The following is a 23,499-nucleotide window of genomic DNA, read 5'->3' on the forward strand; positions in this document are numbered from 1 at the left end:
GCGGCAATACCGGCTTCAGCGCAGTCCCTGCACGTAGGATGCGACGGCGTCGATCTCGGCGTCGGTGAGCTGCGCGGCGGTGTTGCGCATCATCTGGTTCAGGTCGGAGCTGCGCTGGCCAGCACGATAGGCGCGCAGCTGTGCGGCCACATAGGGCGCGTGCTGGCCGGCGATGGCCGGATAACCGGCCGGGGCGTTGCCGGAGCCGTCGGGCCCGTGGCAGGACAGGCAGGCGGCGACGCTGGTGTCCTTGTTGCCGCCACGGTAGAGGCGTTCGCCGGCCGTGGCGTCCTGCGGGTTCGCCGTCCCCGGGCGCGGCGCCCTGGAGGCGAAGTAGGCGGCCAGGTCCTCGATGTCCTGGTCGCTGAGCGCGGCGGCCTGGGCAGTCATGAGCACATTGCTGCGCTCGCCGCTCTTGAAGGCATGGAGCGTGCGCGCGATGTAGGCGGGATTCTGCCCGGCGAGACTCGGCCACTCCGGATTCACGCTGTTGCCATCGACGCCGTGGCAGGCCGCGCAGACCACGGCCTTCGACTGCCCCGCTTCGGCGGAGCCCGCCGCAACAGCCGGATCGACGCCGAGCAGGACGCCAGCCAGCAGGATCCAGGCGCCGACGGCGGCTGGCGTGGAAACGATACGGCCCATCGGTGTCATGCGGTCGTCTGCCATGGTGGTGGGAAAACAGGGCGCCGCGAAGCCCGTGCTACACTCGGCGCGGCGCCGCATTCTACACCAATGCCCCCTGCGCGCAGGCGCCGCGGGCGGGCTCCGGCACCGAGCGTTTCGCAGCGAATCCACCCTCAGCCATCCGCGAGTATCCATGGCCGGCTATCCGGAAGCCCGGTTCCTCAGCAGCGCGCACCGGCCCGACCAGTTCCTGCCCGACGAGGGCGCGGAGGTGGCCTTCGCCGGCCGGTCCAACTCGGGAAAGTCCAGTGCCATCAATGCCATCACCAACCGGCGCCAGCTGGCTCGCACCAGCCGCACGCCGGGGCGCACGCAGCTGGTGAATTTCTTCCATCTCGAGCCAGGCGCCCGTGCCGTCGACCTCCCCGGCTATGGCTTCGCGAAGGTGACCGAGGCCACGCAGGCCCACTGGCGACAGCTGCTGGAGACCTACTTCCGTTCGCGGGCGTCCCTGCGGGGGCTGTTCCTGGCTGTTGACAGCCGCCGCGGGCTGGGTCCGCTGGACCTGCAGATGCTCGAGTGGTGTGCCTCGCTCGGGCGCCCCGTGCACGTGCTGCTGACCAAGGCGGACAAGCTGGGCAGGGCCGAGGCGACCGCGACATTACGTTCGGCCACGGCGGCGGCCGGACCCGGGGTCACGATGCAGCTGTTCTCGGCCGCCACCGGCGACGGCGTCGATGCCGCGCGGGCACGGTTGCGCGAGATGCTGCTTGGATAGCCTGAGGAGGCCCGGAAGAAAAAAATTGCCCCGGTCGCGGAGTACAGGGGGAGCGACCGGGGCAAATATTCCGGCCGGTTTGGGGGGACCGGCCGACAAAGCCCGCCCAGGGAGGAAGAGGCGGGGGCGTTCTTTCGACGCCCGGTGGTTAGAGGCGGGTGCGGGCACAAAGTTCCTCCGCCACCCTGGCTGATGGTTCAGTGCGCCTGGTCCCAGTTGGCACCCGTGCCGACGTCCACCTTGAGCGGTACCCGCAGCTGCGCCGCAGCTGACATGAGCCGTGGCAAACCGTCCATGACCTGAGGCCGCGCCTGTTCGTGGACCTCGAGTACCAGTTCGTCGTGGACCTGCATGGTCAGGCGGGCGGCGATGCGCTCGCCGGCCAGCCACGCGTCCACGGCCAGCATGGCCTTCTTGATGATGTCGGCCGCACTGCCCTGCATGGGCGCATTGATGGCGCTGCGCTCGGCGTACTGCCGGCGCGCCGCCTGCCGTGCATGGATGTCCTGGAGATACAGCCGGCGGCCGAAGACCGTCTCGACGTAGCCTCGATCGCGCGCTTCCTGGCGGGTGCGGTCCATGTAGGCCTTCACTCCGGGGTAACGCTCGAAATAGCGGTCCACGTAATCCTGTGCCTGGTCCCGGCCGATGCCAAGCTGCCGGGCGAGGCCGAAGGCGGACATGCCGTAGATGAGCCCGAAGTTGATAGCCTTGGCGGAGCGGCGCTGGTCGCTGGTCACGGCATCACTGGCCACCCCGAAGACTTCGGCGGCGGTGGCACGATGGATGTCGGCGTCCGCCGCGAAGGCGGCCAGCAGCCCCTCGTCGCCCGAGAGGTGCGCCATGATGCGCAGTTCGATCTGCGAGTAGTCCGCCGCGACCAGCACATGGCCAGGCGGGGCGATGAAGGCCTGGCGGATGCGGCGTCCGGCCTCGGTCCGGATCGGGATGTTCTGCAGGTTCGGATCCGAGGACGAGAGCCGGCCAGTGGCCGCCACGGCCTGGTGGTAGGAGGTGTGGATGCGCCCCGTCCTCGGCGAGACCTGTGCCGGCAGCTTGTCGGTGTAGGTCGACTTGAGCTTGGCCAGGCCGCGATAGTCGAGGATCAGCCGGGGCAGGGGATAGTCGGCCGCCAGTTCCTCCAGGACGTCCTCGGCGGTAGAGGGCTGGCCGGTGGGTGTCTTGCGCAGCACGGGGAGCTGCTGCTGTTCGAACAGGATCTCGAGCAGCTGCTTCGGCGAGCTGAGGTTGAACGGCCGGCCGGCAGCCGCGTGGGCCTGCTTCTCGATCTCGGCCATGCCGACGGCGAACTCGTGGCTCATGGCCCGCAGCTGCTTCGCATCCACCAGTACGCCAGCTTCTTCCATGCGCTGGAGCACCGGGACCAGCGGCTGCTCGATGTCGCGGTACACGGCGGCCAGCGCCGATTCGGCCTGCAGCTGCGGCCAGAGAACCTGGTGGAGTTGCAGGGTGACGTCGGCGTCCTCCGCGGCATAGGCCGTGGCGGTGTCGACAGCGACGTCTTCGAAACCGATCTGGCCGGCGCCTTTTCCGGCGACGTCCTCGTAGCGGATGGTGTCGCGGCCCAGGTAGTGCCGGGCGGCAGAGTCCATGTCGTGGCGGATGGCCGTGCTGTTGAGGACGTAGGACTCGAGCATGGTGTCGAAGGCCATGCCGCCCAGCCGGATGCCGTGGTTGGCGAGGACATGGGCATCGTACTTCAGGTGATGGCCAACCTTGGCGTGCCTGGGCGATTCCAGCCAGCCCCGGAGCTGGTCCAGGACCTCCTGGCGTGACAGCTGCTCCGGTGCGCCGGGGCAGCGATGCGCCACCGGTACATAGGCCGCCGTGCCGGCCGTGGTGCAGAGCGACAGGCCGACGAGTTCCGCCTGCATGTAATCGAGGCTGGTGGTTTCGGTGTCGAGGGCGGTGAGCTCGGCGGTTTCGATGCGCTCCAGCCAGACGGCAAGCTGCTCCCGCGTCAGCACGGTTTCGTAGTGGTTCGTCACCGTGCGGGCGGGAGGTCCCGCAGGGTTGGCCTGCGCCGGCGGCGGCTGCGCGTCGAGCTGCTTCAGCAGGCTGCGCAGTTCCAGGCGTTCATACAGGGCGTGGAGGGCAGTGGTATCCGCCTCGCGGGGCGTGAGATCCTGCGGCTCCAGGCCGAGGTCCAGCGCGCAGTCGATGGTGGCCAGCTGCTTCGACAGCTCCAGGGTGGCCAGGTGGTCGCGCAGGCTTTCGCCCACCTTGCCTGCTATCTGGCCGGCATGTGCCCGGATGTTGTCGAGGGAGCCGTACTCCTTCAGCCACCGCGCGGCGGTCTTGGGGCCGACCTTCGGCACGCCCGGGATATTGTCCGAGCTGTCCCCGACCAGCGCGAGGTAGTCGATGATCTGCTCCGGGGTGACGTCGAACCGGGCGATGACGCCATCGCGGTCATAGGTTTTCCCCGCCATGGTGTCGACCACGGTGATGCGCGGGCCCACCAGCTGCGCCATGTCCTTGTCGCCGGAGGAGATCAGCGTGTCGATGCCCTGGGCCGCCGCGCGCCGCGCCAGCGTGCCGATGACGTCGTCGGCTTCCACGCCCTCGATGCGCAGCAGCGGCAGGCCGCTGGCCTGCACCGCCTCGATCAGGGGCGCCACCTGGGCACGCAGCTCATCGGGCATGGGTGGCCGGTGCGCCTTGTAGTCGGCGAACAGCTCATCGCGGAATGTACGGCCCGGCGCATCGAGCACTACGGCGACAAGCTGCGGGGCTTCATCGCGCAGCAGGCGATGCAGCATGTTGAGCACGCCCAGTACCGCGCCTGTCGGCTCGCCCCGGCTCGAACTGAGCGGCGGCAGCGCGTGGAAGGCGCGATATAGATAAGAAGAGCCGTCCACCAGGACGAGACGCGGGGCCGGGGGCATGCATGGATTATAGGGTTGCCTGCCCGGCCTGCGCCGGGCAGGCCGCTGCCGGAAGCCTGCGCAAGATGCGCCACGCGCCCGCGTCCGGCCGTGGTCCGGGGCCCGTAGCCGGCCCAGAAATGGCGCGAGCATTTGACGATAACTGCCGCCCGGGCATGGCAGCAGGCAGGAGGCGCAGGCCGGGAGCGGCTGTGCGGCCTCTCGTGAGGCTGGTCCCGGGAGGACATTATGGTAGGCTGCGCCGGAATCTTGGCGCGGCCGCTTACGGGTTAGTGGCTGCGCCGTGATGTTGTTGGGGGTTTTTGGCGCGGAGGTCATACGCCAGGCCCGGCGTTGTCGGCAGTTTTCATCGAAACCAAAACGCCGCTGGGTGAGGTGCGTCACATTTCCGGCAAGGCAGCTCAGGCAAACTGCCGCCGCTATCTGAATCAGGGCAAACCCGTCGAAAGGCGGGGACGCAAAGCTTCCGGTCTGTAGAGCTGATGCTCCATGACAGCGGGGCCGCCAGATAACCAGGGCTGCCACTTTCGTGTGGCCTGGATTCTGCGTGCTACCCCCCTCGAATGAGACCGGAGGCCCGGCAAGGGATGCTGCCGGCCCTTTGATTGTCGTCGCGACAGGGAAAGTTGGAGTAGCAAATGCAGAAGCGGAAGTCCTGGAACCTCTCGGCGGCGCTGCCGCTGCTCGCCGGCCTCCTCTCCAGCGCCACGGCCCTTGCGGGCCCGCTGGATACGCTGCAGCCTGGCCAGTGGTACGAGTTTCCCAACTCCCATCTGCGCGACCTCAAGCCGAATCCGATGCCGGAAGGCGAGCAGTCCGCCGTCCTCAGCTACAGCGGCGGCACCTTCGACACCAAGCGCAACCGCCTCATCGTGTGGGGTGGTGGCCATGCTGCCTACGCAGGCAACGAGATCTACGCCTTCTCGGTCGGCACCGGCCAGTGGGCGCGACTGACCAACCCCTCCTCCGACCCGGTCTCGGTCCACAGCTACGACCAGCTCGAGTACCTGCCCAACCAGGACACCTTCTTCGCCCCGGGCGGCGCGCAGTGGGGGTCGGGTTCGGCGATCCGCAGCACCTGGCTGTTCAACTTTGCCTCCGGTACCTGGAGCGACGCCGGCCCGATGCCGGAGAGCGTCTACAACTTCTGGTACTACAACATGACCACCGACTATGACCCGGCCTCCGGCAAGGTCATCGTCATCGGCGCCCACAACTCCGGCACATTCAATCCCGCCACCAAGGCCTGGAACCTGACCGGTGACGGCCATGACGCCCTGGGCATGACCGGCGCCCTCGATACCAAGCGCCGCCGCTTCGTCGATGTCGGCCGCGGCAAGGCCTATTCGTATTCCGTGGCTGCGGACGGCTCGCCCGGGGCGCGCACGGCGCTGGCCACCAGTGGCCCGAAGACCATCGTCGACTGTGATGCGCCGGGCTTCGTCTACGATCCGGTCAGCGACCGGTTCGTCGGCTGGTGCAGCGGCAGCAGCGTCTACACGCTGAACCTCGACACGCTGGCCTGGACCCAGCACTCGGCGACCAACAGCGTGAATCCCGGTACACCCTACGTGGAAGGCACCTTCGGCCGCTTCGAATACATGCCGGCCTACAACGCCTTCATCGTCGTCAACAGCGTCTACGAGAATGTCTACGCCTACAAGCTGAGCAGTGGCGGCGGCACCGCCCCGGCGACCCCCACGGTCAGCATCAGCGCCAGCCCGGCGACCATCACCAGCGGCAGCTCCGCCACGCTGACCTGGAGTGCCAGCAACGTCAGCTCCTGCACGGCCTCGGGCGCCTGGAGCGGCAGCCGCGCAACCAGCGGCACGCTCGCCGTCAGCCCGACGGCGACGGCGACGTACACGCTCAACTGCACCGGCAGCAACGGCTCGGCGGCGAACTCGGCCGCGGTGACGGTACAGGCTGCGGGTGGTGGCTCCACCGGCGGCGGTTCGACGGGCGGTGGTTCCACGGGTGGTGGCTCCACCGGTGGTGGTTCGACGGGCGGCAGCTCCACATCCGCCGATACCAACTTCGCTGCCCGTGCCAACGGGGCCGGCGTCGTGCGCGCCGTCGGCTTCGATTCGCAGGCGGAGTGGCTGAAGTACAACGCCGACACCAGCGGCTGCAATCCGAGCTATGCCCCGGGATGCCGCGAGAATGCCTGGGATTCGGCCGTCAAGGCCTCGGGTGCCGGCTCGCTGCGCTTCGACATCCGCTCGCAGACCGGCGAGGGCGATGCCGGAAACATTGCCATCAACTTCAGCGACGACAACTCCGTGCAGTTCGGCGCCAACGAGGAGTTCTGGGTCCAGTGGCGGCAGCGCTTCGACAGCTACATGATCGACCACGACTACCGCGAGACCTCGGGCAACGGCGCCTGGAAGCAGATCATCCTCGCGCAGGGTGATCGCACACTGGCCAACGGCTCGATCCTCAAGGGCTACTCCTGCAGCGAGGCAGAGATCGTCGTCGGCAACCTCGGTGGAGCCGGCTTCCCCGGCGGCTACATGGAATGCGGCCGCTACATGAACTTCGACGAGTTCGTGCCCGGCGACAAGTACACCAAGCAGAACATGCGGGTGAATTCCTCGGGCCAGAAGAACTGCATCTATTTCCCGCGCGGTGCCGACACCTCCGGCTGCCTGTTCTACTACCCGAACGAGTGGATGACCTTCATGGTCCACATGACGCTCGGGCCTGTTGGACGGGCCGTGAGCAGCGTCAGCAAGGTGTCCCAGCCCGGTTTCGTCAACAGCACCTACGAGCTCTACGTCGCCCGCCAGGGCGGGGCGTTCGAGCTGGCACACCGCCACGAAGGCATCGTGATCCCGCGTGGCCAGTACTGGGACTCGGCAACGGGCCAGAACCCCGACAACGCGGATGATCGCGGCTATGTCAGCGGCTGGTCGGGCCACGATGGCCACCCGGATGCCAAGTACGGCAAGATCTGGCTGACACCCTTCTACACCGGCAAGGACGGCAGCGAAGTCACGCAGAACGCCTCGACCTGGTACGACGAGGTCATCGTCTCGCGCCAGGCCATCGCGGCTCCTGGCGGCAGCACGCCACCGGTGACGCCGACGCCGACGGTGAGCCTGTCCGCCTCGGCCAGCTCCGTGGTCTCGGGCAGTTCGCCGACGCTCACCTGGTCATCCAGCAACGCCAGCTCCTGCACTGCCTCCGGCGGCTGGACAGGATCGAAGGCTACCAGTGGCCAGCAGGCCGTCGGGCCGCTGACCGCCACCACGACCTTCACGCTGGCCTGCGGCTCGGCGACGAAGTCGGTGACCGTGACCGTCACCTCCGGTGGCGGTACCGGCGGCGGTTCCGGTGGTGGCTCCAGCGGCGGTGGCAGCGGTGGCGGGTCGACCACGACCTACCAGATGCTGCTCGATGTCGCCGGCAGCGCCAGCGGCCAGGTGCTGGGCGGCCAGTCGCTGGCGGGTGTGGCGCGCGTCTACGTCATGCCGGAGACCAGCGTCACCACCGTCGACTACTACATCGATGGCGTCTTCAAGCACACGGAATATTTCGCGCCGTTCGAACTCGGCGGCGAGACCTTCGACTTCGCGACCCTCGGCGCCGGCAGCCACTCGGTGCGTGCGCTGGTGAAGACCGCGGGAGGCCAGCAGGCCGACCTCACTGCCACCATCACCGTGCCCGGTGCCGGCGGCGGCACCGGCGGCGGATCGGGTGGCGGTTCCTCCGGTGGCAGCGGCAACCAGGCACCGGCGGTGCCGCAGATCGCGCTGGCGAACAACAGCGTGGTGCAGCTGGGCGATACCGTCCTCGACATCAGCACGGCCTACTCCGATCCCGACGGCGATGCGCTGCTGAGCTCGGAGTGGCAGATCGCCAAGGACAACGGCTTCAGCAATCTCGTGCTGAAGCGCTCCGTGGCCGGACCGACTGCCACGGCCCTGCGGCTGGCACCCGGCGTGCTCGAGCCGCTGCACACCTACTGGATCCGTACCCGCCAGACCGACATCCGCGGGGCGCAGTCCGCCTGGTCACCGGTGGTGACCGTCACGACCCAGACCGCCATGACGCATCCCTCGCAGGCGGATGGCGACGTCAACGGCAACGGCGTCACGGATTCTTCCGAGGGCATCTGCGACCTGCTCGACGCCCAAAGCAACAACCTCGTGGGTATCCAGGCCAATGCGGGCACCACCGAGTGCCTGCGCGCCGTCAGCCCCAGCGAGCTGCCGGCGATTCCGACCGGCACCAGCATGCCCTACGGCCTGTTCGCCTTCCGCATCGCCGGGCTGCGCGTGGATGCCATGAATCCCGCGCGGGTGACGCTGCAGGTTCATCTGCCGCAGGCGCCGGCCGGTGCCGTGAAGTGGTACAAGTATGATGCCGCCAACGGCAGCCTGTTCGAACTTGCGGGCAGCGTGAGGATGAACGGCAACGTTGCTTCCGTCGATCTGGTCGACGGTGGCATCGGTGATTTCGACGGCATCGTCAACGGCGTCATCGTCGATCCGAGCGGTCCGCTGGTCATCCCGTCGGCCCCTGGCAGCAGCGGCGGTGGCAGCGGCGGCGGCACCACGGGTGGTGGAACCCAGGGCAGCAGCAGTGGTGGCGGCAGCATCGGCCTGTTCCTGCCGATGCTCATGGCCGGCGCCGGCCTCTGGCGCAGGCGCCAGCGGCAAGCAGCCTAGCGGCAAGGCATGCACGAGGACCCGCCACCCGATACCAGGTGGCGGGTCCTTTGTTTTCCAGGCCGGCCATCGCGTGCAGCCGCGGTGCGGTTCAGTCCAGCGGCTTCTCCAGCACGGCGAACTCCAGCGGCATGCGCGGGATGCCGAAGCTCTCATCGGCAAAACCGAAGGCACGGGTTTCACCGGTGGGCCGGAAACCCAGGCGGGCATACCAGGCGATGAGCTCATGGCGCACGGAGATCACCGTCATGACCAGGCTGCGCAGGCCGAGCGCGCGAGCGTGGTGCCCGGCGGCGTCCATGAGGCGTGAGCCGATGCCCTGACCCTGCGCCTCCGGGCTCACGGTCAGCATGCCGACATAAAGCCGGTTGCCATCCGGGCGCAGTTCCACGCAGCCCACCATGCGACCCGCGGCTTGCACGACCAGCACCGTGCAGTCGCTTGCGCAGAGCAGCTCACGAACCGTGTCGAGGCTGATGCGGGTGCCATCCAGCAGATCGGATTCCGTGGTCCAGCCCTGCCGCCCCGAGTCGCCACGGTAAGCCGAGTTGACCAGCGCCGTGATCGAAGCGGCGTCGTCGGCACGCGCGGCCCGCAACAGGATGTCCATCGCTCCGAGTCCGCGCCCCGTGCAGGCTTACTGCACGGGTGGCGCCTGGTCCTCGTCCTGGTGCTGTGAGGGAGCAGCCTGCGGATCTGCCGGAACGGCCGGTGCCGCGGGGGGTGACGCCTGCTCCCGGGGTGGCGGCAGGTAGAGGTCGCCCTTCAGCCCGCAGGCGGCGAGGCAGCCGCAGAGGCCGAGAGTCGCCAATGCCAGGAATGCCTTGTTCATCGGCGGATTATACGGTGCGCGGGCCAGGGCCCGGGCCCTGGTCCGGACCGGGCAGGGTCAGGCTCCGCCGGACTTCTTCAGCTCCGCCGCCACGCGCTGGTACGCATCACGGAAGCTCAGGCCTTCCTCCAGCACCAGGCGATTGGCGCGGCCGGCCGCGTAGATCCCGGCGTCCAGGTGGATGTTCTCCGGACGGAAGGCCACGCCATCCAGCAGCGGCTTCATCACGGCACAACTCTCGGCGGTGACGTCGATGGCACGAAACAGCGGGCCCTTCATGCGCTGCAGATCGCGCTGGTAGCCCGAAGGCAGCTTCGCCGGCAGCGCCAGCACCTCCAGCAGCGAGCCCTGCAGGGTGGCCGTGGCGCCCCGCACCAGCTCCAGCACGTCGGGATTGCGCTTCTGCGGCATGATCGACGAGCCGGTGGTCATGCCGGAAGGCAGTGTCACGAAGGCGAACTCCTGCGTGTAGAAGAGCAGCAGGTCGGCGGCGAGGCGGCCGAGGTCCTGCATCAGCAGGCAGAGCTCGAACACCAGCATGGCCTCGCCCTTGCCGCGCGAGATCTGCACCGCCGTCACCGGTTCCTGCACGCTGTCGAACCCGAGGTGCTTGCGCGTTGCCTCCCGGTCTATGGGCAGTCCAGGCACGCCGTAGCCTGCCGCACTGCCGAGCGGGCTCTTCGCCAGGCGCCGGCGGGTGCCGGCGATGCCCGCCGCGTCGTCGCGGATCTCGGCGGCGAAACCCTCGGCCCAGAGGGGTACGGAACTCGGCATCGCCTGCTGCATGTGGGTGTAGCCGGGCAGCGCGGTTTCCGCCTCGCGCTGGCCCAGGGCCGCCAGCGCCCCGGCCACTTCCAGTGCGCCGCGCTCGAGGCCGGCGGCGGCGTCGAGCAGGTAGAGCCGCAGGGCGGTCAGCAGCTGGTCGTTGCGCGAACGGCCGAGGTGCACGCGCTTGCCGGCCTCGCCGATCTTCGCGGTGAGGCGGCGTTCCAGGGCCGTGTGCACATCCTCGTCATCGAGGCCGATGTGCCAGTCACCGGCGGCATGCTCTGCCGCCAGCGCCTGGAGGCCGGCGCAGATGGCGTCGTAGTCGGCGTCCTGCAGCAGCTTCTGCCGGTGCAGCATGGTGGCGTGGGCGATGGAACCGCGCACGTCGTACGGCACCAGCCGCTCGTCCAGGCTGTGGTCCTCGCCTGCCGTGTAGCGGAGCACTCGGGCGTCCAGCGCCTCGCCCTTGTCCCAAAGCCTGCTCATGGTGCACTCCTGTGCGCGCGACCCGGCGGTGCCGCTACGCGTTCTTTTCTTCCTTGGACAGCGTGTTGATGTTCTCCACCACCAGCGTGCCGGTCCCCTCGTTGGTGAAGACCTCCAGCAGCAGGCTGTCCGGCACCTTGTAGGAGATCACGTGTACGCGCGAGACGCCGCCGCGGATCGCGGCGGCGATGGCCCGCGCCTTGGGCAGCATGCCGTCGGCCAGCGAGCCGGCCTTTTCCAGGCGCTCGAGGCCGGCCAGGTCCAGGTAGGAGACCAGCGAGGAGGGGTTGGCCCGGTCTTCGAGGATGCCCGGTGCTCCGGTGGCCAGCACCAGCTTGGCGGCACCGAGGGAGGAGGCCAGGGCCGCCGCCACGGTATCCGCATTGATGTTGAGCAGCGTGCCGTCGTCATCCGCGGAAAGCGGACTGACCACCGGCAGCAGGCCGTTCTCGAGCTGGGTGCGCAGTACGGTCGGGTCGACGCTTTCGATGTCACCCACGAAGCCGTAATCCACCGGCGCAGCCTGCCCGGCCACCCGGGCGGGGGGACGCTTGTGCGCGCGGATCAGGCCGGCATCCACGCCGCTGACGCCGATGGCCGGCAGGTCGAGCTGCCGGCAGGCGGCGACGATCTGCGTGTTGATCTGGCCATTGAGCACCATGGTGGCCACCCCGAGCGTGCGCTCGTCGGTGACGCGGCGGCCCTCGACCATGCGGGTCTCGATGCCCAGCGATTCGGCGAGCTGGGTGTTCTGCGGCCCGCCACCATGCACCAGCACGGTGCGGATGCCGACCTGGTGGAGGATGGCCAGCTGCTCGATGAGCGCGCGGGTGCTCTTCGCATCGGCGAACACCTCGCCGCCTGCCTTGATGACGAAGGTCTTGCGCCGGTAAAGGCGCACGTACGGCGCGGCGTGGCGCAGCGCTGCTACGACGATATCGCGGTTCTGCGGATTCTGCGGCATGGTCAGGCTCCCGGTCCCATCATCTGGTACAGCACGGCCATCTGGCCCCACATGCGGTTCTGCGCCTCGTGGATCACCACGCTGCGCGGGCCGTCGAGGACCCGGTCGGTCACCGCCACGCCGCGGCGTACCGGCAGGCAGTGCATGAAGCGGCAATCCGGCCTTGCGGTGGCGAACCAGGGGTCGTCGACACGCCAGTCCTGCAGTTCCTCGCGCAGCCTGGCGTCGGCCACCCGGTCGCCGTAGTGGCGGGTCGAGGACCACTCCTTGGCATAGATGACATGCGCGCCTTCCAGGGCTTCCTTGCGGTCGCCGGTCTCGCGCACCGAACCACCCGACAGGGCGGCGGCCTTGCGGGCCTTGTCCATGACGGCCGGTGGCAGCTCGAAACCTTCGGGCCGGACCACGGTGACGTCCATGCCACGCATGGCAGCCATGTGCAGCGTCGCCGATGGCACGGCCAGGGGCAGTGCCTTGGGATGCCAGGCCCAGGAGAGGACGAACTTGCCGCCCTTGCGCGGCACCTCCAGCTCGTCGAGCGTCTTCCAGTCCGCCAGGCTCTGGCAGGGATGCTGGATGGCGGACTCCATGTTGATCAGCGGCTTGCTGACCAGCGCCCGCATGGCGGCGTACTCCTTGTCCGCGAGGTCATCCTCGAGCCGGGTCCTGCCGGCAAAGGCACGGATGCCCACGGCATCGCTGTAGGAGGAAATGACCGGGATCGCTTCGCGCATGTGCTCGGCCGCCGCGCCATCCATGACGATCCCCGAGCGGGTCTCCAGGCCATGGATCGACATCTCCGGCGAGATGACGAAGGCGCCGCCCCCGAGGCGGACCATCGCCGCCTGGAAGGACGACAGCGTGCGCAGCGACGGCGACAGGAACAGCAGCCCCAGCACCTTGCCGGCCAGCGCCCGGGGTTCCGGATGCTGCTGCAGGCGTGTCGCCAGTTTCAGCAGTGCCTCGACTTCCTGGATCTGGAAGTCGGCGAGATCGTTGAATTCCTTCAATGGCATCTTCGGCCCCTTGGTGGTTGATGCAGTCAGCCCGGGCCGATATCGGCCAGGGCGTTGAGAAGAGCGTGCACGTGCGTGCGCTCGAGCGTCAGCGGTGGCAGCAGTCGCATCACCAGCGGATCGGCACTGGTGCCAACCAGGATGTCGCGCCGGAGCAGTTCCTCCAGCAGCTGCTTCGCGGGCCGCCGGCAGCGCAGTCCCAGCAGGAAGCCCTTGCCCTGCACGGCCTCCACGGGGCCGAGCGGCATGGCGTCGATGATCTCGCGCGACAGCGCCTGCACATTGTCGATGAGCCGGTCGCGCCGGATGACCTCGATCACCGTCGACATCAGGGCACTGGCCAGCGGGCCACCGCCGAAGGTGGTGCCGAGGTCACCGTGCCGCAGATTGGCTGCCACGGCGCGCGTCATCATGAGCGCGCTGCAGGGGAAGCCAGCGCCCAGGGCCTTGGCGACCGTGAGCATGTCGGGCTGGACGCCGGCGAGTTCGATGGCGAAGGGCGCACCGCAGCGACCCATGCCGGTCTGGATCTCGTCGGCGATGAGCAGCGCACCGTGGCGCCGGCAGGCGTCGGCGATGCTGCGCAGGAAGCCGGCGTCCAGGTCGAAGGCGCCGGCCTGGCCCTGCACCGGCTCGACGATCACCGCGGCGACGCTGTCGTCCACCATCGCCGCCACCGCCGCGGCGTCGTTGCGGGGGATGAAGCCGACGTCGAACGGCGTGCGCGGGAAGCCGTACCACTTGCCCACCGCCGACCAGGTGACGGCAGCCGCGGCCGCGGTGCGTCCGTGGAAGCCGTGCTCGATGGCGAGGATGCGGCCGCGCCCGGTGACGCGGCAGGCCAGGCGCAGGGCATTCTCGTTGGCTTCCGCACCGCTGTTGACGAAGAACACCAGCTCGAGCCCGGCTGGTGCGAAGTCCACCAGCCGGCGTGCGGCTTCCTCCCGTACCTCCAGCGCCACGGCATTGCTCTGGAAGAACAGCCGGCGCGCCTGGGTCTCGATGGTGCGCACGATATCGGGATGGCCGTAGCCGAGGCCGGCCACGGCATGGCCACCGTAGAAGTCGATGATGCGACGTTCGCCCGCCATGAGGTACACGCCCTGCGCCGACTCGGGCCGGAAGGGCAGGTACGGGTAGACGTCGAGCAGGTGGCTGGTGGTGCTCATGCCCAGGCCATCCCCGGCGCGACGAGGCCGGCGGTCTCGGCGAAGCCGAGCTGGCGATTGGCCCACTGGATGGCACCACCGGCAGCACCCTTGACGAGGTTGTCCTCGACCACCATGACGGCGACGCTGCCGGCATCCACGGTCACGCCGATCTGGCAGTGGTTGCTGCCGACGATGTCCTTGAGCCGCGGCATGCCATCGACCACGGTGACGAATGGCGCCCCCGCGTAGAAATCCCGCAGCTGTGTGCGCAACGCATCGGCGCCGGGGCTGCCCTTGAGCCGGGCCTGTACCGTCATGTGGATGCCACGGGCGAATGGCCCGGACTGCGGCACGAAATGCAGCCGTGGCTGCCGGCCGGTGACCTGCTCGCAGAGGCCCATGACCTCCGGTGCGTGCCGGTGGACCAGCGGCTGGTAGGCGAACAGGTTCGCATGCCTTTCGGGGTGGTGGGTGGTGGCGATCGGCGTGCGCCCGGCACCGGTGCTGCCGGTGATGCCGACGGCGAACAGGTCGTTCTCGGCGATGTCGAGCTTCAGCAGCGGCACGGCGGCCATCAGCAGCGCGGTGGCGAAGCAGCCGGGATGGCCGATGTGCGGCCGGTCGGTGGCGGCCAGGTGCTCGGGCAGCGCGCAGGCGAATTCGCCCAGCAGCTGCGGGGCGCCGTGCGGGTGCCGGTAGACCGCCTCGTAGGCCGCGGCGGTGGCAAAGCGGAAATCTGCCGAGCAGTCGACCACCGTCAGCTGCGTGCCCCGCTCGCGGGCACGTTCGATGAACCCGGCCAGCAGCCCGGCGCTCACGCCGTGGGGCGCTCCGGAGAGGAGCAGCAGCCGCCCGGTCCCCAGGCGGTCCAGCAGCTCTTCGCGGCTGCTGAACAGCAGGCCGCCGACGGCCGCGCGCAGGTGCGGGAACGCGGCCACCACCGCGCTGCCTGCCTGGCTGTCCGACATGATGCCGGCCAGCTCGAGCCGCGGATGGCCGAGCACCAGGCGCAGCAGTTCGCCGGCGACGTAGCCGCTGCCACCGAGGATCAGCGTGGGTACTGCATCGGCTTGCGACTTGCTCATGCGGGCACCTCGAAGCCGAGGCTGCGGGCGACGACGTTGCCGAGTTCGGCGGCATCGGTCACGGCGTTGACGGCGGGCACCCCGCTGCGCTCGGCGATGATGTCGCGGCCCACCTGGTTGTCGGTGGCCGGACCGGTGACGACCTTGGGGTCGATGCCGAACTCCCGCCGCAACAGTTCCACGCCACCCCAGGCGGCCACCGGATCGTTGGCAGAGAGCACCACGCAGGTCAGTGCGGCACGGATGTCGGGCTGGCGCAGGATGGCTTCCACGCCGTAGGCGCCGAGGATGCCGTCGCCCAGCTCGAAGACAATGACGTCCGGCCGCCCGGCGGCGAGCCGCGTGAGCATGGTGCGCGTGACCGCAGGGCCGTTCCTGGCCGTGGTGCAGACCACGCCGAAGTCCGAGAAGATCATGGTCTTCCTCGCCCCTGCATCCTCCATGGCGAGGATGTCGCGGCGCAGGGCCACGCCGGTGGACTTGAAGGCATCGACCGTATGGCCGAGGTGGCGCAGGCGGCTGACGATGGCACAGGCAGCCGCTGTCTTGCCGGCATTCATGCAGGTGCCGGCCAGTGCCACCACGGGTACACCCTGGGTGTCCAGCGGGGCATCGTAGTCGAGCGGCTCGGCACCGGCGCGCGCCGGCACGCCGATGCGCTCGCCCAGGTAGGGGAAATCGAGCACTGCGCCGAGGATGCGCGCGTCGAAGGGCGGGCCGAAGCTCGCATTGATGGCATCGCAGACGCCGATGACCCCACCCATGTTGAGCACGTTGAGCACATCGCCCACGGCCACCTTCTCCGGCAGGTGGCCGGAGTAGCCGAACAGCGCCTTGCGATGGCCCAGCGCGCCGACGATGACGTCGCCGCGCTTGACCTGCGCCTGCCGGCCGCTGGTCAGCTCCAGGGTGTTGTAGGTGCCCTTGTTGTTGAGGATCTCGGCGGCGACCAGCACCCCCTCCTCGCAGGGGATGTCCGTGCCGAGGCGCAGCTCGCGCGACAGGTGCGCGTGCTGGGCCACCGAACCGATCTTGTCGGCGACGACGGTCTTCACTTGCGGCCACCCGCTGCCCGCGTCTGCAGGATGCCGGGCAACGACAGGATGCGCGAGTAGCCGAGCGCATCGGCTGGCGTCCATTCGCCGGCCTTCTCGCCATACACCCCCTTGGTGGCAGCCATCAGCGAGTGCGGGGCCACCACGCCCTCGACGAACAGGTTGCCGGGCCGCAACACCAGGCGAACCTCGCCGCTGACCCGCTGCTGCGATGAGCTGAGCAGCGCCTCGATGTCGCGGCACACGGGGTCGAGCTGCTTGCCCTCGTGCACGAAGTCGCCGTACTGCGCGGCCACCTGGTCCTTGATGCGCTGCTGCAGGCCGGAGAGCACCAGCTTCTCCAGTTCGCGGTGCGCCACCAGCAGCACCTCCGCCGCCGGGGCCTCGAAGGCCACGCGACCCTTGGTGCCGAGCACGGTGTCGCCGACATGGATGCCCCGGCCGATGCCGTAGGGCCCGGCCAGCGCCTCCAGCGCCTCGATCAGCTCCACCGCGCCCATGGCCTTGCCGTCGAGTGCGCTCGGTACGCCCTGGGTGAACTCCACGGTGTGCCGGGTGGCCGGCAGGTTCTTCTCGAAGGCGTTCGGCGAGAGCACCCAGGCGCTCTCCGGGATGGACTCCTTCGAGTCCAGGGTCTCGCGGCCGCCGATGGTCACGCCCCAGAGGCCGCGGTTGATGGAATAGGAGGAGCCGCGCGCGGGCACCGGGAAGCCGTGCTTCTCGAGGTACTGCTGCTGCTCGCTGCGGATGAAGGCCTGGTCGCGCACCGGGGCGAGGACTTCGAGTCCCGGGCTGATGGTGCGCAGCGCCACCTCGAAGCGCACCTGGTCGTTGCCGGCGGCGGTGCACCCGTGCGCGACGGTGGAGCTGCCGCGGGCCCTGGCGAGCTCGGCGAGCAGCGTCGCCTGGATGCCCCGCTCGGCGCCGACGCAGAGCGGGTAGAGGTGTCCGCGCCGGACATTGCCGAAGATCAGGTACTTGAGCACCCGGTCGAAGAACACCTGGCGGGCTTCCACCAGCACGTGCTCCTGCGAGCCCAGCGCCCTGGCGCGGGCCTCGAGGTCGCGGGCCGCCGCCGCGTCGATGCCGCCGGTGTCGATGGTCACCGTGACCACCGGCCGCCCGTAGTGCTCCTTCATCCACGGGACACAGAACGAGGTGTCCAGCCCGCCGGAGAAGCCGAGGATGATGGGGGATGTATTGGCCTGGGTGGTCATGGAAGCAAGTCCTCGATCAATAAGGCAAATCCGGGGGCCTCAAGCCCCCTCGCGGGGGACCAGCGAGCGCAGCCGCACCAGCAGCCGGCGCTGTTCGCCACCCCCGCGGGTGGCGACGAAAATCGTGTCGTCGCCGGACACCGTGCCGACGATCTCGGTCCAGCCGCTGCGGTCCAGGTACAGCGCCACGCGCTGCGCCGCGCCCTCCACGGTCTTCACCACCGTGAGGTGGCCGCCGGCGGTGCGCACCTCGCGCAGCAGCTCGGCCACCATGGCCGCATCACGGTCGGCCTCCGGATGCGGCTGCTCGAGCTGCTGGTACCCGGTGTCGAGCTTGGTGATGCCGAGCTGCTGCAGGTCGCGGCTCACGCTCGATTGCGTCACGCGGATGCCGCGCTCCTTCAGCAGGCGCACCAGTTCCGACTGCCGGGCCACCCGCCGGCCACGCAGGATCGCCAGGATTGCCTTCTGCCGCTTCTGCATGGAATCGGTGGCCTGGGGCATGGCAACTCATGCGCATAACGAAAAATGGATGCGCATAATATGCAGGAAACCGGGAATGTCAATAGGCAGCGTGGAGGGTGCCGCCCGGCGGGGCTGTCAACGCCGCGGCGTCGCCTGCGTTATTGCACGCGGCGGCGTGCCGGGCAGTGCTTCCTGCGACAGGTCGAGCAGCCGGGAACCGCCGCCGGGAGCGCTGGTCCGAGCCAGTGTCCCCACCCGGCGCCTCGCTGCGGCGGGGGCAGATCCGTAACCAAGGGAAAGGGGAGTTCGCTTGACTACGCCACGGCAACCGTCCATCCGCATCGCTGCCGCCCTGCTCGGCGGCGCCGCCCTGTCCGGCCTCGCCAGCGCGGCCTTTGCCGGCCCACCGCCGGCCATCAGCGTCCAGATCGCCACGCCGGGTTTCTACACCAGCTTCGCAACGGGGCCGCAATGGGCGCCCTACCACGTCCATGCGGTCGCGCCCGTGGTGCCGGTGTATTACGCCGCGCCGGTCTACGCGCCGCGGTATGTGGCCTGGGGCCCGCCGCCGGGTTACTGGCGGTCACGCCAGGTCGACTACCGCCATTCAGGCTGGGACCACGGCTGGCACGGCGATGACGGGCACCACCACGGCGATCGCCCCCGCCACCACCGGGACGACGACCGGCGGGGCGGCCGCGGGCACGGCGACCGGCACTGAGGGTCACGGGGTCGCCCCGTCCCCGGGCGCTGCATCGCTCAGGTGAAGCAGGGGCCGTGCAGCCAGGCCACCAGGGTGCAGCGGGTTCCCTGGGTGACGGGGTTGACCTTGTGCAGCAGGTAGGCGGGAAAGACGGCGGTGGTTCCCTGGGCCGGCCTCAGGGGTGAGCCGCCGTCCATGAACAGCAACTCGCCGCCGAGGTATGCCTCCGGAGGCGTCAGGAACGTCACGAGGCTGAGCTTGCGCGAGGCCGTCGGACCCGTGCCGAGGTCCATGTGCCAGTCGAAGAACCCGTCCGGCTCGTATTCCAGCACGTGGGCGGTGATGCGATCGTCCAGCCGGAAGTGGTACGCCCGGTCGTTGGCCTCGCGCGCCACCTTGTCGAGGCGGGCGTAGACCCAGGCGAACTCGCGGTTGCGCGGCAACTGGCGTTCGAGGGTGCGACGCAGCTGCCGGTCGACGCGGGCCTCGGGGCCGCGGGCGTCATAGACCCCGGCCGCTGCCTGCTCCAGCGGTGCGCCGCTGAGCCACAGGCATTCGTCCGGCGTGAATATGCCGGGCACCTGCCCGACCGCCGTCATGTAGGGATTGTCCACGCAGGAGCCGCTCCGCAGGAAATGGCGAGGCCGGCCGGCGCCGGCGCCGCGCAGTGTCGCGGTTTCCGTCGCGCGCATGCAAGCCAGCCGCCGGGAGGTGTTCCGCCGTCAGCCTGTGGCGAAGCGCTCCCGGACCTCGCCCCCCGGTTCTCCTGCAGTCCCGAATCGCCTTTCGCCGAAGTCGCAATGACCATCGGCATCGATCAGCACGACCGTGCTGGCGCGCGTCCCGTAGCGCTCACCGGTGAGAAACGGCAGGCGGCTGGCGGGGTGGCCGTCGTCTTCCCCGGCATCCGGCACGGGCGTGCGCCGCCCGAGCAGCGCGAACAGCGCCTCGCGATCCAGGTCATCGGCCTGCAGTGCTGCTGCGAGCGCGTTCTCCAGGTAGCGCACCTTCGGCCAGGGCTGCTCCAGCGGCGAGTTGCTGACCACGGTCACCCCGACGGGCAGCGTCCAGCGGCGCGGGTGACTGCCCGCGGGGGTGACGAAGCCGCGCACCTGCACCCGGTTGCCCGCCAGCAGGCAGAAGCCGGGGTAATGCTGTTCGTGGACCTGTACGCCGTCGAGGTAGCGGCCACTGGGCCGGTCACCGGCGACGAAATCCCGGACCAGCTGTCCGCGGCTGGGGCCCGGCGCGGGGCCGGGCGGCCGCCTCGGGTTGTTGGTGATCACGGCGAAGCGGCCGCTGCGGCTCACCGCGAGCCAGCTGCCGCCGGCGAGCAGGTCGCGCCCGCCGAATACATGGGCTGCATCGTCCCACCATGCCGCCGCGGCCGCCGGCCGCCCGTGGAACTCGTCGCGGTTGCCGATGATGACCAGCGGATAGCGCGGGTGGGCCCTCCAGGCAACGGCGACCAGGCACATGGTTCAGCGCTGCTCGGGCGCGACAGCGGCGGGGCGCAGAAAGGCGCCGTCACGGTGCAGGCTGGCGAGGCCCGGGCCGGGCACGGCATCGAACCAGGCCTCGATCAGCCGCCAGGCGATCGAGGCGCGGGGCGGCAGCACGACCTCGCCGCCCGCCAGGTCGGTGCGGCTGAACCAGCGGGCCTCGGCAAGCTCGCCGTCGTTGAGGGCGATGTCCGCGGTGGCGGCGGCGGCATGGAAGCCGATCATCAGCGAAGCGGGGAAAGGCCAGGGCTGCGAGCCCAGGTAGCGGCAGTGGGCGAGGTGGATGTTGGTCTCCTCCGCGACCTCGCGCCGCACGGCATCCTCCAGCGCCTCGCCGGGCTCGACGAAGCCCGCGATGGTGGAGAAGCGCTGCTCCGGCCAGGAGGCCTGGCGACCCAGCAGGCAATGCCGGTCATGGTGCACCAGCACGATGATGGCCGGGTCCAGCCGCGGGAAGCTGCGGTGGCCGCAGGCCTCCACCGTGCAGCGGAGCACGAAGCCACCTTCGTCGAGGCGGACGGCTGCGCCACAGGCTCCGCAGTAGCGGTGCTGGCGATGCCAGTTCACCATGGCCCGCGCATAGGCGAGCAAGGCCGCATCGCGCGCCGGCACCATGCTGATCAGGTCACGCAGGCCGCCGAAATGGCCGAGGTCCGCCGGCATCTCCCGTGAAGCGAGCTGCACGGCGAAGCGCGGGGCGCCGGCCTCGAGCCCGAGGAAAACCGCCTGTTCCGGGGGCGGCAGGCGGGCGCCGAGTTCCGTCGCGGTGAGCCGCCCGGCCGCTCCGTCACGGATCAGGCACTGGGCCTCCCAGACCGGCAGGAAGCGCGCCGCCGGGTCCTGCCAGGCAGTGGCGAGCGCCGCGGCATCGTGGCGCATGCCGGTGGCCCGGTCGATGTCGGCGCCAGCGAAGAGGGTTTCGATCTCGGCCATCGTGCTCCGGGCGGGGGCTCAGGCGCTGGGCAGGGCGCGGTGGTCCTTCATTTCGCAGAAAGGGCAGCGATGGTAGTCGAGCGCATACGCATCCTGGACGTAGCGACCCCCGCAGGCATCACAGGGCGCAAGGTAGAGCTCATGGCTGTCCACCAGTGAATGGTACAGATTCCAGGCCCACTCGAACGACAGCCGCGGGTCCGGGTGCAGGCCGCGGTAGGCTTCGAAAGCCTGGCAGAGGCGCTGGCCGAGGCCGACCCGGTCCGCGCCGCGGGCGCGGCTGACCTTGCCGCCGCTGTCGATCTCTCCCGCTTCGCAGAGCAGGAACAGGCCGGCCAGCACCGTGGCTTCCAGCTGCCGCGGCGTGGAGTTGACGAACTGGTGGATGCGCTTCGGGGACTTGCCGCGGCGGCGGCGCACGCCGCCCGCGCCGCTGCCCTTGAAGTAGGCGCCGTATATCTTGCGGATGCGGTCCTCGCTGAAGCCGGTGCAGGCGCGGATGGTGCCCGTCCTGGCCTCGTGCTGGATCATCCGCACGGCGAGATCGAACTTGTCGAGCTCGGCCGAGTAACGATGGTCGGTGATGCGCATCGTGAATTCCTCCGCTATCGCCGGAAAGGGTCCTGGCGGCCTGAACCTGGCGTTTTTTGCCATATATGGGAAAAAAATCCCATATACGGTAAATATACTACCTCCATGCAGCATGGCCGCGAGGAGGGCGCAAATGGAGCGGGAAGCACCGGATAAGCATTTCTACGCCGAAATGCGTGATCTGAACCTTGAGTTCCTCACCCTCCTTGGCCATTGCCGCCACCGTCCGCCGGGCGCCCCGCTGTTCGGTCTCGATGCGGCCGTTCTGGAGCCGCTGGGCCGCCTGGGCGCGGCCCAGCTCGAGGCCATGGCTGCGACGCCCTGCCTGCTGGCGGGTTTCAGGAGCACGCCAGCCCGCGGCCTGGCACGCGTGGCCGAGCCGCCACCCGGCGATGAGCCGGGCTGCGGCGGGGACGCCCGGGTATTTGCCGCCGGTCTGCTCACCTATGTCTGGCAGATGGCGCGTCGCGACCCGCTGCGAGCCGCCCTCTGCGCCGGCCCACCGCTGGAAGGGCCGGCCGCTGGCCTGTGTTTTCGCGACATTCCCGGCTACGCGAGCCGCGCGATGCTGCACATCGAGGCGCGCTTCTGCCGGCACACGCGGTTCTGGCCCGACCTCGTGCGCGCCGCCCGGGACGGCCAGCCGCAGCGCATGGATCTGGTCCGCCTGACCGCCATTCAGCTCGCCGTGGCGGAGAGCGGTTCGCCCCGCCGGCTGGCCGGCATCGCGCCGCAGGCCCGCACCGCCGCCATGCGGTAGCCGCTCGCGCCGGAGTGGCATGTAGGCGGTGCCTGTGCACAATGGCGCGCCATGCTCGCGCTTGCTGTCCGCAATCTCGTCAAGACCTATCCGAACGGCGTGCAGGCGCTGCGCGGCGTGGACCTGGAGGTGCCGGAGGGAGATTTCTTCGCCCTGCTCGGCCCGAACGGTGCGGGCAAGACCACCCTGATCGGCATCATCACCTCGCTGGTCAACAAGACCTCAGGCGAGGTGCGCGTCTTCGGCCATGACCTCGACAGCGAGCTCGCGCTCGCCAAGGCGGCCATCGGCGTGGTGCCGCAGGAGATCAACATCAACTACTGGGATTCGGTCATGAACATCGTGACCACCCAGGCCGGCTTCTACGGCATGGGACTGCGCGAGGCCAGGACGCGCGCGGAGGAATGCCTGCGGCAGCTGCAGCTCTGGGACAGGCGCCGCGAGACCGGGCGCAACCTGTCCGGAGGCATGAAGCGCCGGCTGATGATCGCGCGGGCGCTGATGCACCGGCCGCGGCTGCTGATCCTCGACGAACCGACGGCCGGCGTGGACATCGAGATCCGCCGCTCCATGTGGGAGTTTCTCCGCGACATCAACCAGGCCGGCACCACCATCATCCTCACCACGCATTACCTGGAGGAGGCCGAGAACCTGTGCCGCAACGTCGCCATCATCGACCACGGGCAGATCGTCGAGCGCAACGACATGGCCAGCGTGCTGCGCAAGCTGGGTGCCGAGACCTTCGTGCTCAACCTGCGCGAGTCGCTGGCCGCGGCGCCGGTGCTGCCGGGCCATGCGGTGGTGCGGACCGGCGACCACGAGATCGAGGTGCAGGTGACCAAGGACCGGAGCCTCAACGAGGTGTTCGCGGCGCTGTCCGCCGCGGGGCTGCACGTGATCAGCATGCGCAACAAGTCGAACCGCCTGGAGGAGCTGTTCGTGCGGCTCACGGCGCGTTCGGTGCGGCCAGGATGATGGAGCGGT

Annotated in this window: 21 protein-coding genes and 1 riboswitch; of the genes, 5 read left to right on the forward strand and 16 right to left on the reverse strand. The window is 69.4% G+C overall.

Annotated elements, in window-relative coordinates:
• Positions 1-15 precede the first annotated feature (15 nt).
• A complete protein-coding gene (locus HRU81_13355; GenBank protein QOJ33027.1) occupies positions 16-654 on the reverse strand; it encodes a cytochrome c4 in 639 nt (212 codons plus the stop codon).
• Between the two features lie 166 nt (positions 655-820).
• On the opposite strand from HRU81_13355, the gene HRU81_13360 reads away from it, so the two are divergent.
• Positions 821-1,405, forward strand: a complete 585-nt coding sequence (locus HRU81_13360; GenBank protein QOJ33028.1) for a YihA family ribosome biogenesis GTP-binding protein — start codon at positions 821-823, stop codon at positions 1,403-1,405.
• Positions 1,406-1,602: 197 nt separating this feature from the next.
• Here the strand turns inward: HRU81_13360 and polA are convergent, their stop codons facing one another.
• Complete coding sequence (gene polA / locus HRU81_13365; GenBank protein QOJ33029.1) at positions 1,603-4,314, reverse strand: DNA polymerase I; 2,712 nt, start codon at positions 4,312-4,314, stop codon at positions 1,603-1,605.
• Positions 4,315-4,736: 422 nt separating this feature from the next.
• Positions 4,737-4,823: riboswitch (cyclic di-GMP riboswitch) on the forward strand.
• Between the two features lie 129 nt (positions 4,824-4,952).
• Between polA and HRU81_13370 the strand changes: the two genes are divergently transcribed.
• Positions 4,953-8,987, forward strand: coding sequence for a hypothetical protein (locus HRU81_13370; protein QOJ33030.1), 4,035 nt, complete (start codon positions 4,953-4,955; stop codon positions 8,985-8,987).
• Positions 8,988-9,078: 91 nt separating this feature from the next.
• On the opposite strand, the gene HRU81_13375 is transcribed toward HRU81_13370, so the two are convergent.
• From HRU81_13375 to HRU81_13420, 10 genes are read right to left on the reverse strand one after another with little or no spacing between them, the layout of a single operon-like run.
• Positions 9,079-9,597 (reverse strand): GNAT family N-acetyltransferase, encoded by a 519-nt coding sequence (locus HRU81_13375; protein ID QOJ33031.1) that lies wholly within the window; start codon positions 9,595-9,597, stop codon positions 9,079-9,081.
• A gap of 27 nt (positions 9,598-9,624) precedes the next feature.
• The gene (locus HRU81_13380) at positions 9,625-9,819 is read right to left on the reverse strand and encodes a hypothetical protein (protein ID QOJ33032.1); all 195 of its coding nucleotides are present in this window, start codon (positions 9,817-9,819) and stop codon (positions 9,625-9,627) included.
• Positions 9,820-9,876: 57 nt separating this feature from the next.
• A complete protein-coding gene (gene argH / locus HRU81_13385) occupies positions 9,877-11,073 on the reverse strand; it encodes an argininosuccinate lyase (protein QOJ33033.1) in 1,197 nt (398 codons plus the stop codon).
• Positions 11,074-11,107: 34 nt separating this feature from the next.
• Positions 11,108-12,037, reverse strand: coding sequence for an acetylglutamate kinase (gene argB, locus HRU81_13390; protein QOJ33034.1), 930 nt, complete (start codon positions 12,035-12,037; stop codon positions 11,108-11,110).
• A 2-nt stretch (positions 12,038-12,039) separates the two neighbouring features.
• The gene (locus tag HRU81_13395) at positions 12,040-13,053 is read right to left on the reverse strand and encodes an N-acetylornithine carbamoyltransferase (GenBank protein QOJ33035.1); all 1,014 of its coding nucleotides are present in this window, start codon (positions 13,051-13,053) and stop codon (positions 12,040-12,042) included.
• A gap of 26 nt (positions 13,054-13,079) precedes the next feature.
• Entirely contained in the window at positions 13,080-14,222 is a 1,143-nt protein-coding gene (locus tag HRU81_13400; GenBank protein QOJ33036.1) for an aspartate aminotransferase family protein, read from the reverse strand.
• Positions 14,219-15,289: an N-acetyl-gamma-glutamyl-phosphate reductase gene (gene argC, locus HRU81_13405; GenBank protein ID QOJ33037.1), complete on the reverse strand. Its 1,071-nt coding sequence runs from the start codon at positions 15,287-15,289 to the stop codon at positions 14,219-14,221. Before argC ends, HRU81_13400 begins: the two co-directional genes overlap by 4 nt.
• Positions 15,286-16,344, reverse strand: coding sequence for a hypothetical protein (locus tag HRU81_13410; protein ID QOJ33038.1), 1,059 nt, complete (start codon positions 16,342-16,344; stop codon positions 15,286-15,288). Before HRU81_13410 ends, argC begins: the two co-directional genes overlap by 4 nt.
• Positions 16,341-17,561 (reverse strand): argininosuccinate synthase, encoded by a 1,221-nt coding sequence (gene argG, locus HRU81_13415; protein QOJ33039.1) that lies wholly within the window; start codon positions 17,559-17,561, stop codon positions 16,341-16,343. Before argG ends, HRU81_13410 begins: the two co-directional genes overlap by 4 nt.
• 39 nt (positions 17,562-17,600) lie before the next feature.
• The gene (locus HRU81_13420; GenBank protein QOJ33040.1) at positions 17,601-18,065 is read right to left on the reverse strand and encodes an ArgR family transcriptional regulator; all 465 of its coding nucleotides are present in this window, start codon (positions 18,063-18,065) and stop codon (positions 17,601-17,603) included.
• 271 nt (positions 18,066-18,336) lie between these two features.
• Here HRU81_13420 and HRU81_13425 point away from each other — a divergent pair, with 271 nt between their 5' ends.
• On the forward strand, positions 18,337-18,747 hold the full coding sequence (locus HRU81_13425; GenBank protein ID QOJ33041.1) for a hypothetical protein: 411 nt from the start codon (positions 18,337-18,339) through the stop codon (positions 18,745-18,747).
• Positions 18,748-18,785: 38 nt separating this feature from the next.
• Here HRU81_13425 and HRU81_13430 read toward each other — a convergent pair whose 3' ends face one another.
• From HRU81_13430 to HRU81_13445, 4 genes are read right to left on the reverse strand one after another with little or no spacing between them, the layout of a single operon-like run.
• Positions 18,786-19,421, reverse strand: coding sequence for a 2OG-Fe(II) oxygenase (locus HRU81_13430; protein QOJ33042.1), 636 nt, complete (start codon positions 19,419-19,421; stop codon positions 18,786-18,788).
• Positions 19,422-19,451: 30 nt separating this feature from the next.
• Positions 19,452-20,207, reverse strand: coding sequence for an NRDE family protein (locus HRU81_13435; GenBank protein QOJ33043.1), 756 nt, complete (start codon positions 20,205-20,207; stop codon positions 19,452-19,454).
• A 3-nt stretch (positions 20,208-20,210) separates the two neighbouring features.
• Positions 20,211-21,164, reverse strand: coding sequence for an NAD(+) diphosphatase (nudC, locus tag HRU81_13440; GenBank protein QOJ33044.1), 954 nt, complete (start codon positions 21,162-21,164; stop codon positions 20,211-20,213).
• A gap of 18 nt (positions 21,165-21,182) precedes the next feature.
• Entirely contained in the window at positions 21,183-21,755 is a 573-nt protein-coding gene (locus HRU81_13445; GenBank protein QOJ33045.1) for a hypothetical protein, read from the reverse strand.
• On the opposite strand from HRU81_13445, the gene HRU81_13450 reads away from it, so the two are divergent.
• Together HRU81_13450 and HRU81_13455 are read left to right on the forward strand one after the other, a co-directional pair.
• Positions 21,748-22,515 carry a hypothetical protein gene (locus tag HRU81_13450; protein ID QOJ33046.1) on the forward strand — a complete coding sequence of 256 codons (768 nt, stop codon included), beginning with the start codon at positions 21,748-21,750 and terminating at the stop codon, positions 22,513-22,515. The two genes, HRU81_13445 and HRU81_13450, sit on opposite strands and share 8 nt — an antisense overlap.
• A gap of 51 nt (positions 22,516-22,566) precedes the next feature.
• A complete protein-coding gene (locus HRU81_13455; protein ID QOJ33047.1) occupies positions 22,567-23,490 on the forward strand; it encodes an ABC transporter ATP-binding protein in 924 nt (307 codons plus the stop codon).
• Positions 23,491-23,499 lie beyond the last annotated feature (9 nt).

The organism is Gammaproteobacteria bacterium, from assembly GCA_015709695.1.
Lineage (GTDB): Bacteria > Pseudomonadota > Gammaproteobacteria > Steroidobacterales.

Coding starts and splice junctions, on each gene's coding strand:
- HRU81_13355 (QOJ33027.1), bottom strand. CDS start 654: ATGACACCGATGGGCCGTATCGTTTCCACGCCAGCCGCCGTCGGCGCC.
- HRU81_13360 (QOJ33028.1), top strand. CDS start 821: ATGGCCGGCTATCCGGAAGCCCGGTTCCTCAGCAGCGCGCACCGGCCC.
- polA (QOJ33029.1), bottom strand. CDS start 4,314: ATGCCCCCGGCCCCGCGTCTCGTCCTGGTGGACGGCTCTTCTTATCTA.
- HRU81_13370 (QOJ33030.1), top strand. CDS start 4,953: ATGCAGAAGCGGAAGTCCTGGAACCTCTCGGCGGCGCTGCCGCTGCTC.
- HRU81_13375 (QOJ33031.1), bottom strand. CDS start 9,597: ATGGACATCCTGTTGCGGGCCGCGCGTGCCGACGACGCCGCTTCGATC.
- HRU81_13380 (QOJ33032.1), bottom strand. CDS start 9,819: ATGAACAAGGCATTCCTGGCATTGGCGACTCTCGGCCTCTGCGGCTGC.
- argH (QOJ33033.1), bottom strand. CDS start 11,073: ATGAGCAGGCTTTGGGACAAGGGCGAGGCGCTGGACGCCCGAGTGCTC.
- argB (QOJ33034.1), bottom strand. CDS start 12,037: ATGCCGCAGAATCCGCAGAACCGCGATATCGTCGTAGCAGCGCTGCGC.
- HRU81_13395 (QOJ33035.1), bottom strand. CDS start 13,053: ATGCCATTGAAGGAATTCAACGATCTCGCCGACTTCCAGATCCAGGAA.
- HRU81_13400 (QOJ33036.1), bottom strand. CDS start 14,222: ATGAGCACCACCAGCCACCTGCTCGACGTCTACCCGTACCTGCCCTTC.
- argC (QOJ33037.1), bottom strand. CDS start 15,289: ATGAGCAAGTCGCAAGCCGATGCAGTACCCACGCTGATCCTCGGTGGC.
- argG (QOJ33039.1), bottom strand. CDS start 17,561: ATGACCACCCAGGCCAATACATCCCCCATCATCCTCGGCTTCTCCGGC.
- HRU81_13420 (QOJ33040.1), bottom strand. CDS start 18,065: ATGCCCCAGGCCACCGATTCCATGCAGAAGCGGCAGAAGGCAATCCTG.
- HRU81_13430 (QOJ33042.1), bottom strand. CDS start 19,421: ATGCGCGCGACGGAAACCGCGACACTGCGCGGCGCCGGCGCCGGCCGG.
- HRU81_13435 (QOJ33043.1), bottom strand. CDS start 20,207: ATGTGCCTGGTCGCCGTTGCCTGGAGGGCCCACCCGCGCTATCCGCTG.
- nudC (QOJ33044.1), bottom strand. CDS start 21,164: ATGGCCGAGATCGAAACCCTCTTCGCTGGCGCCGACATCGACCGGGCC.
- HRU81_13450 (QOJ33046.1), top strand. CDS start 21,748: ATGCGCATCGTGAATTCCTCCGCTATCGCCGGAAAGGGTCCTGGCGGC.
- HRU81_13445 (QOJ33045.1), bottom strand. CDS start 21,755: ATGCGCATCACCGACCATCGTTACTCGGCCGAGCTCGACAAGTTCGAT.
- HRU81_13455 (QOJ33047.1), top strand. CDS start 22,567: ATGCTCGCGCTTGCTGTCCGCAATCTCGTCAAGACCTATCCGAACGGC.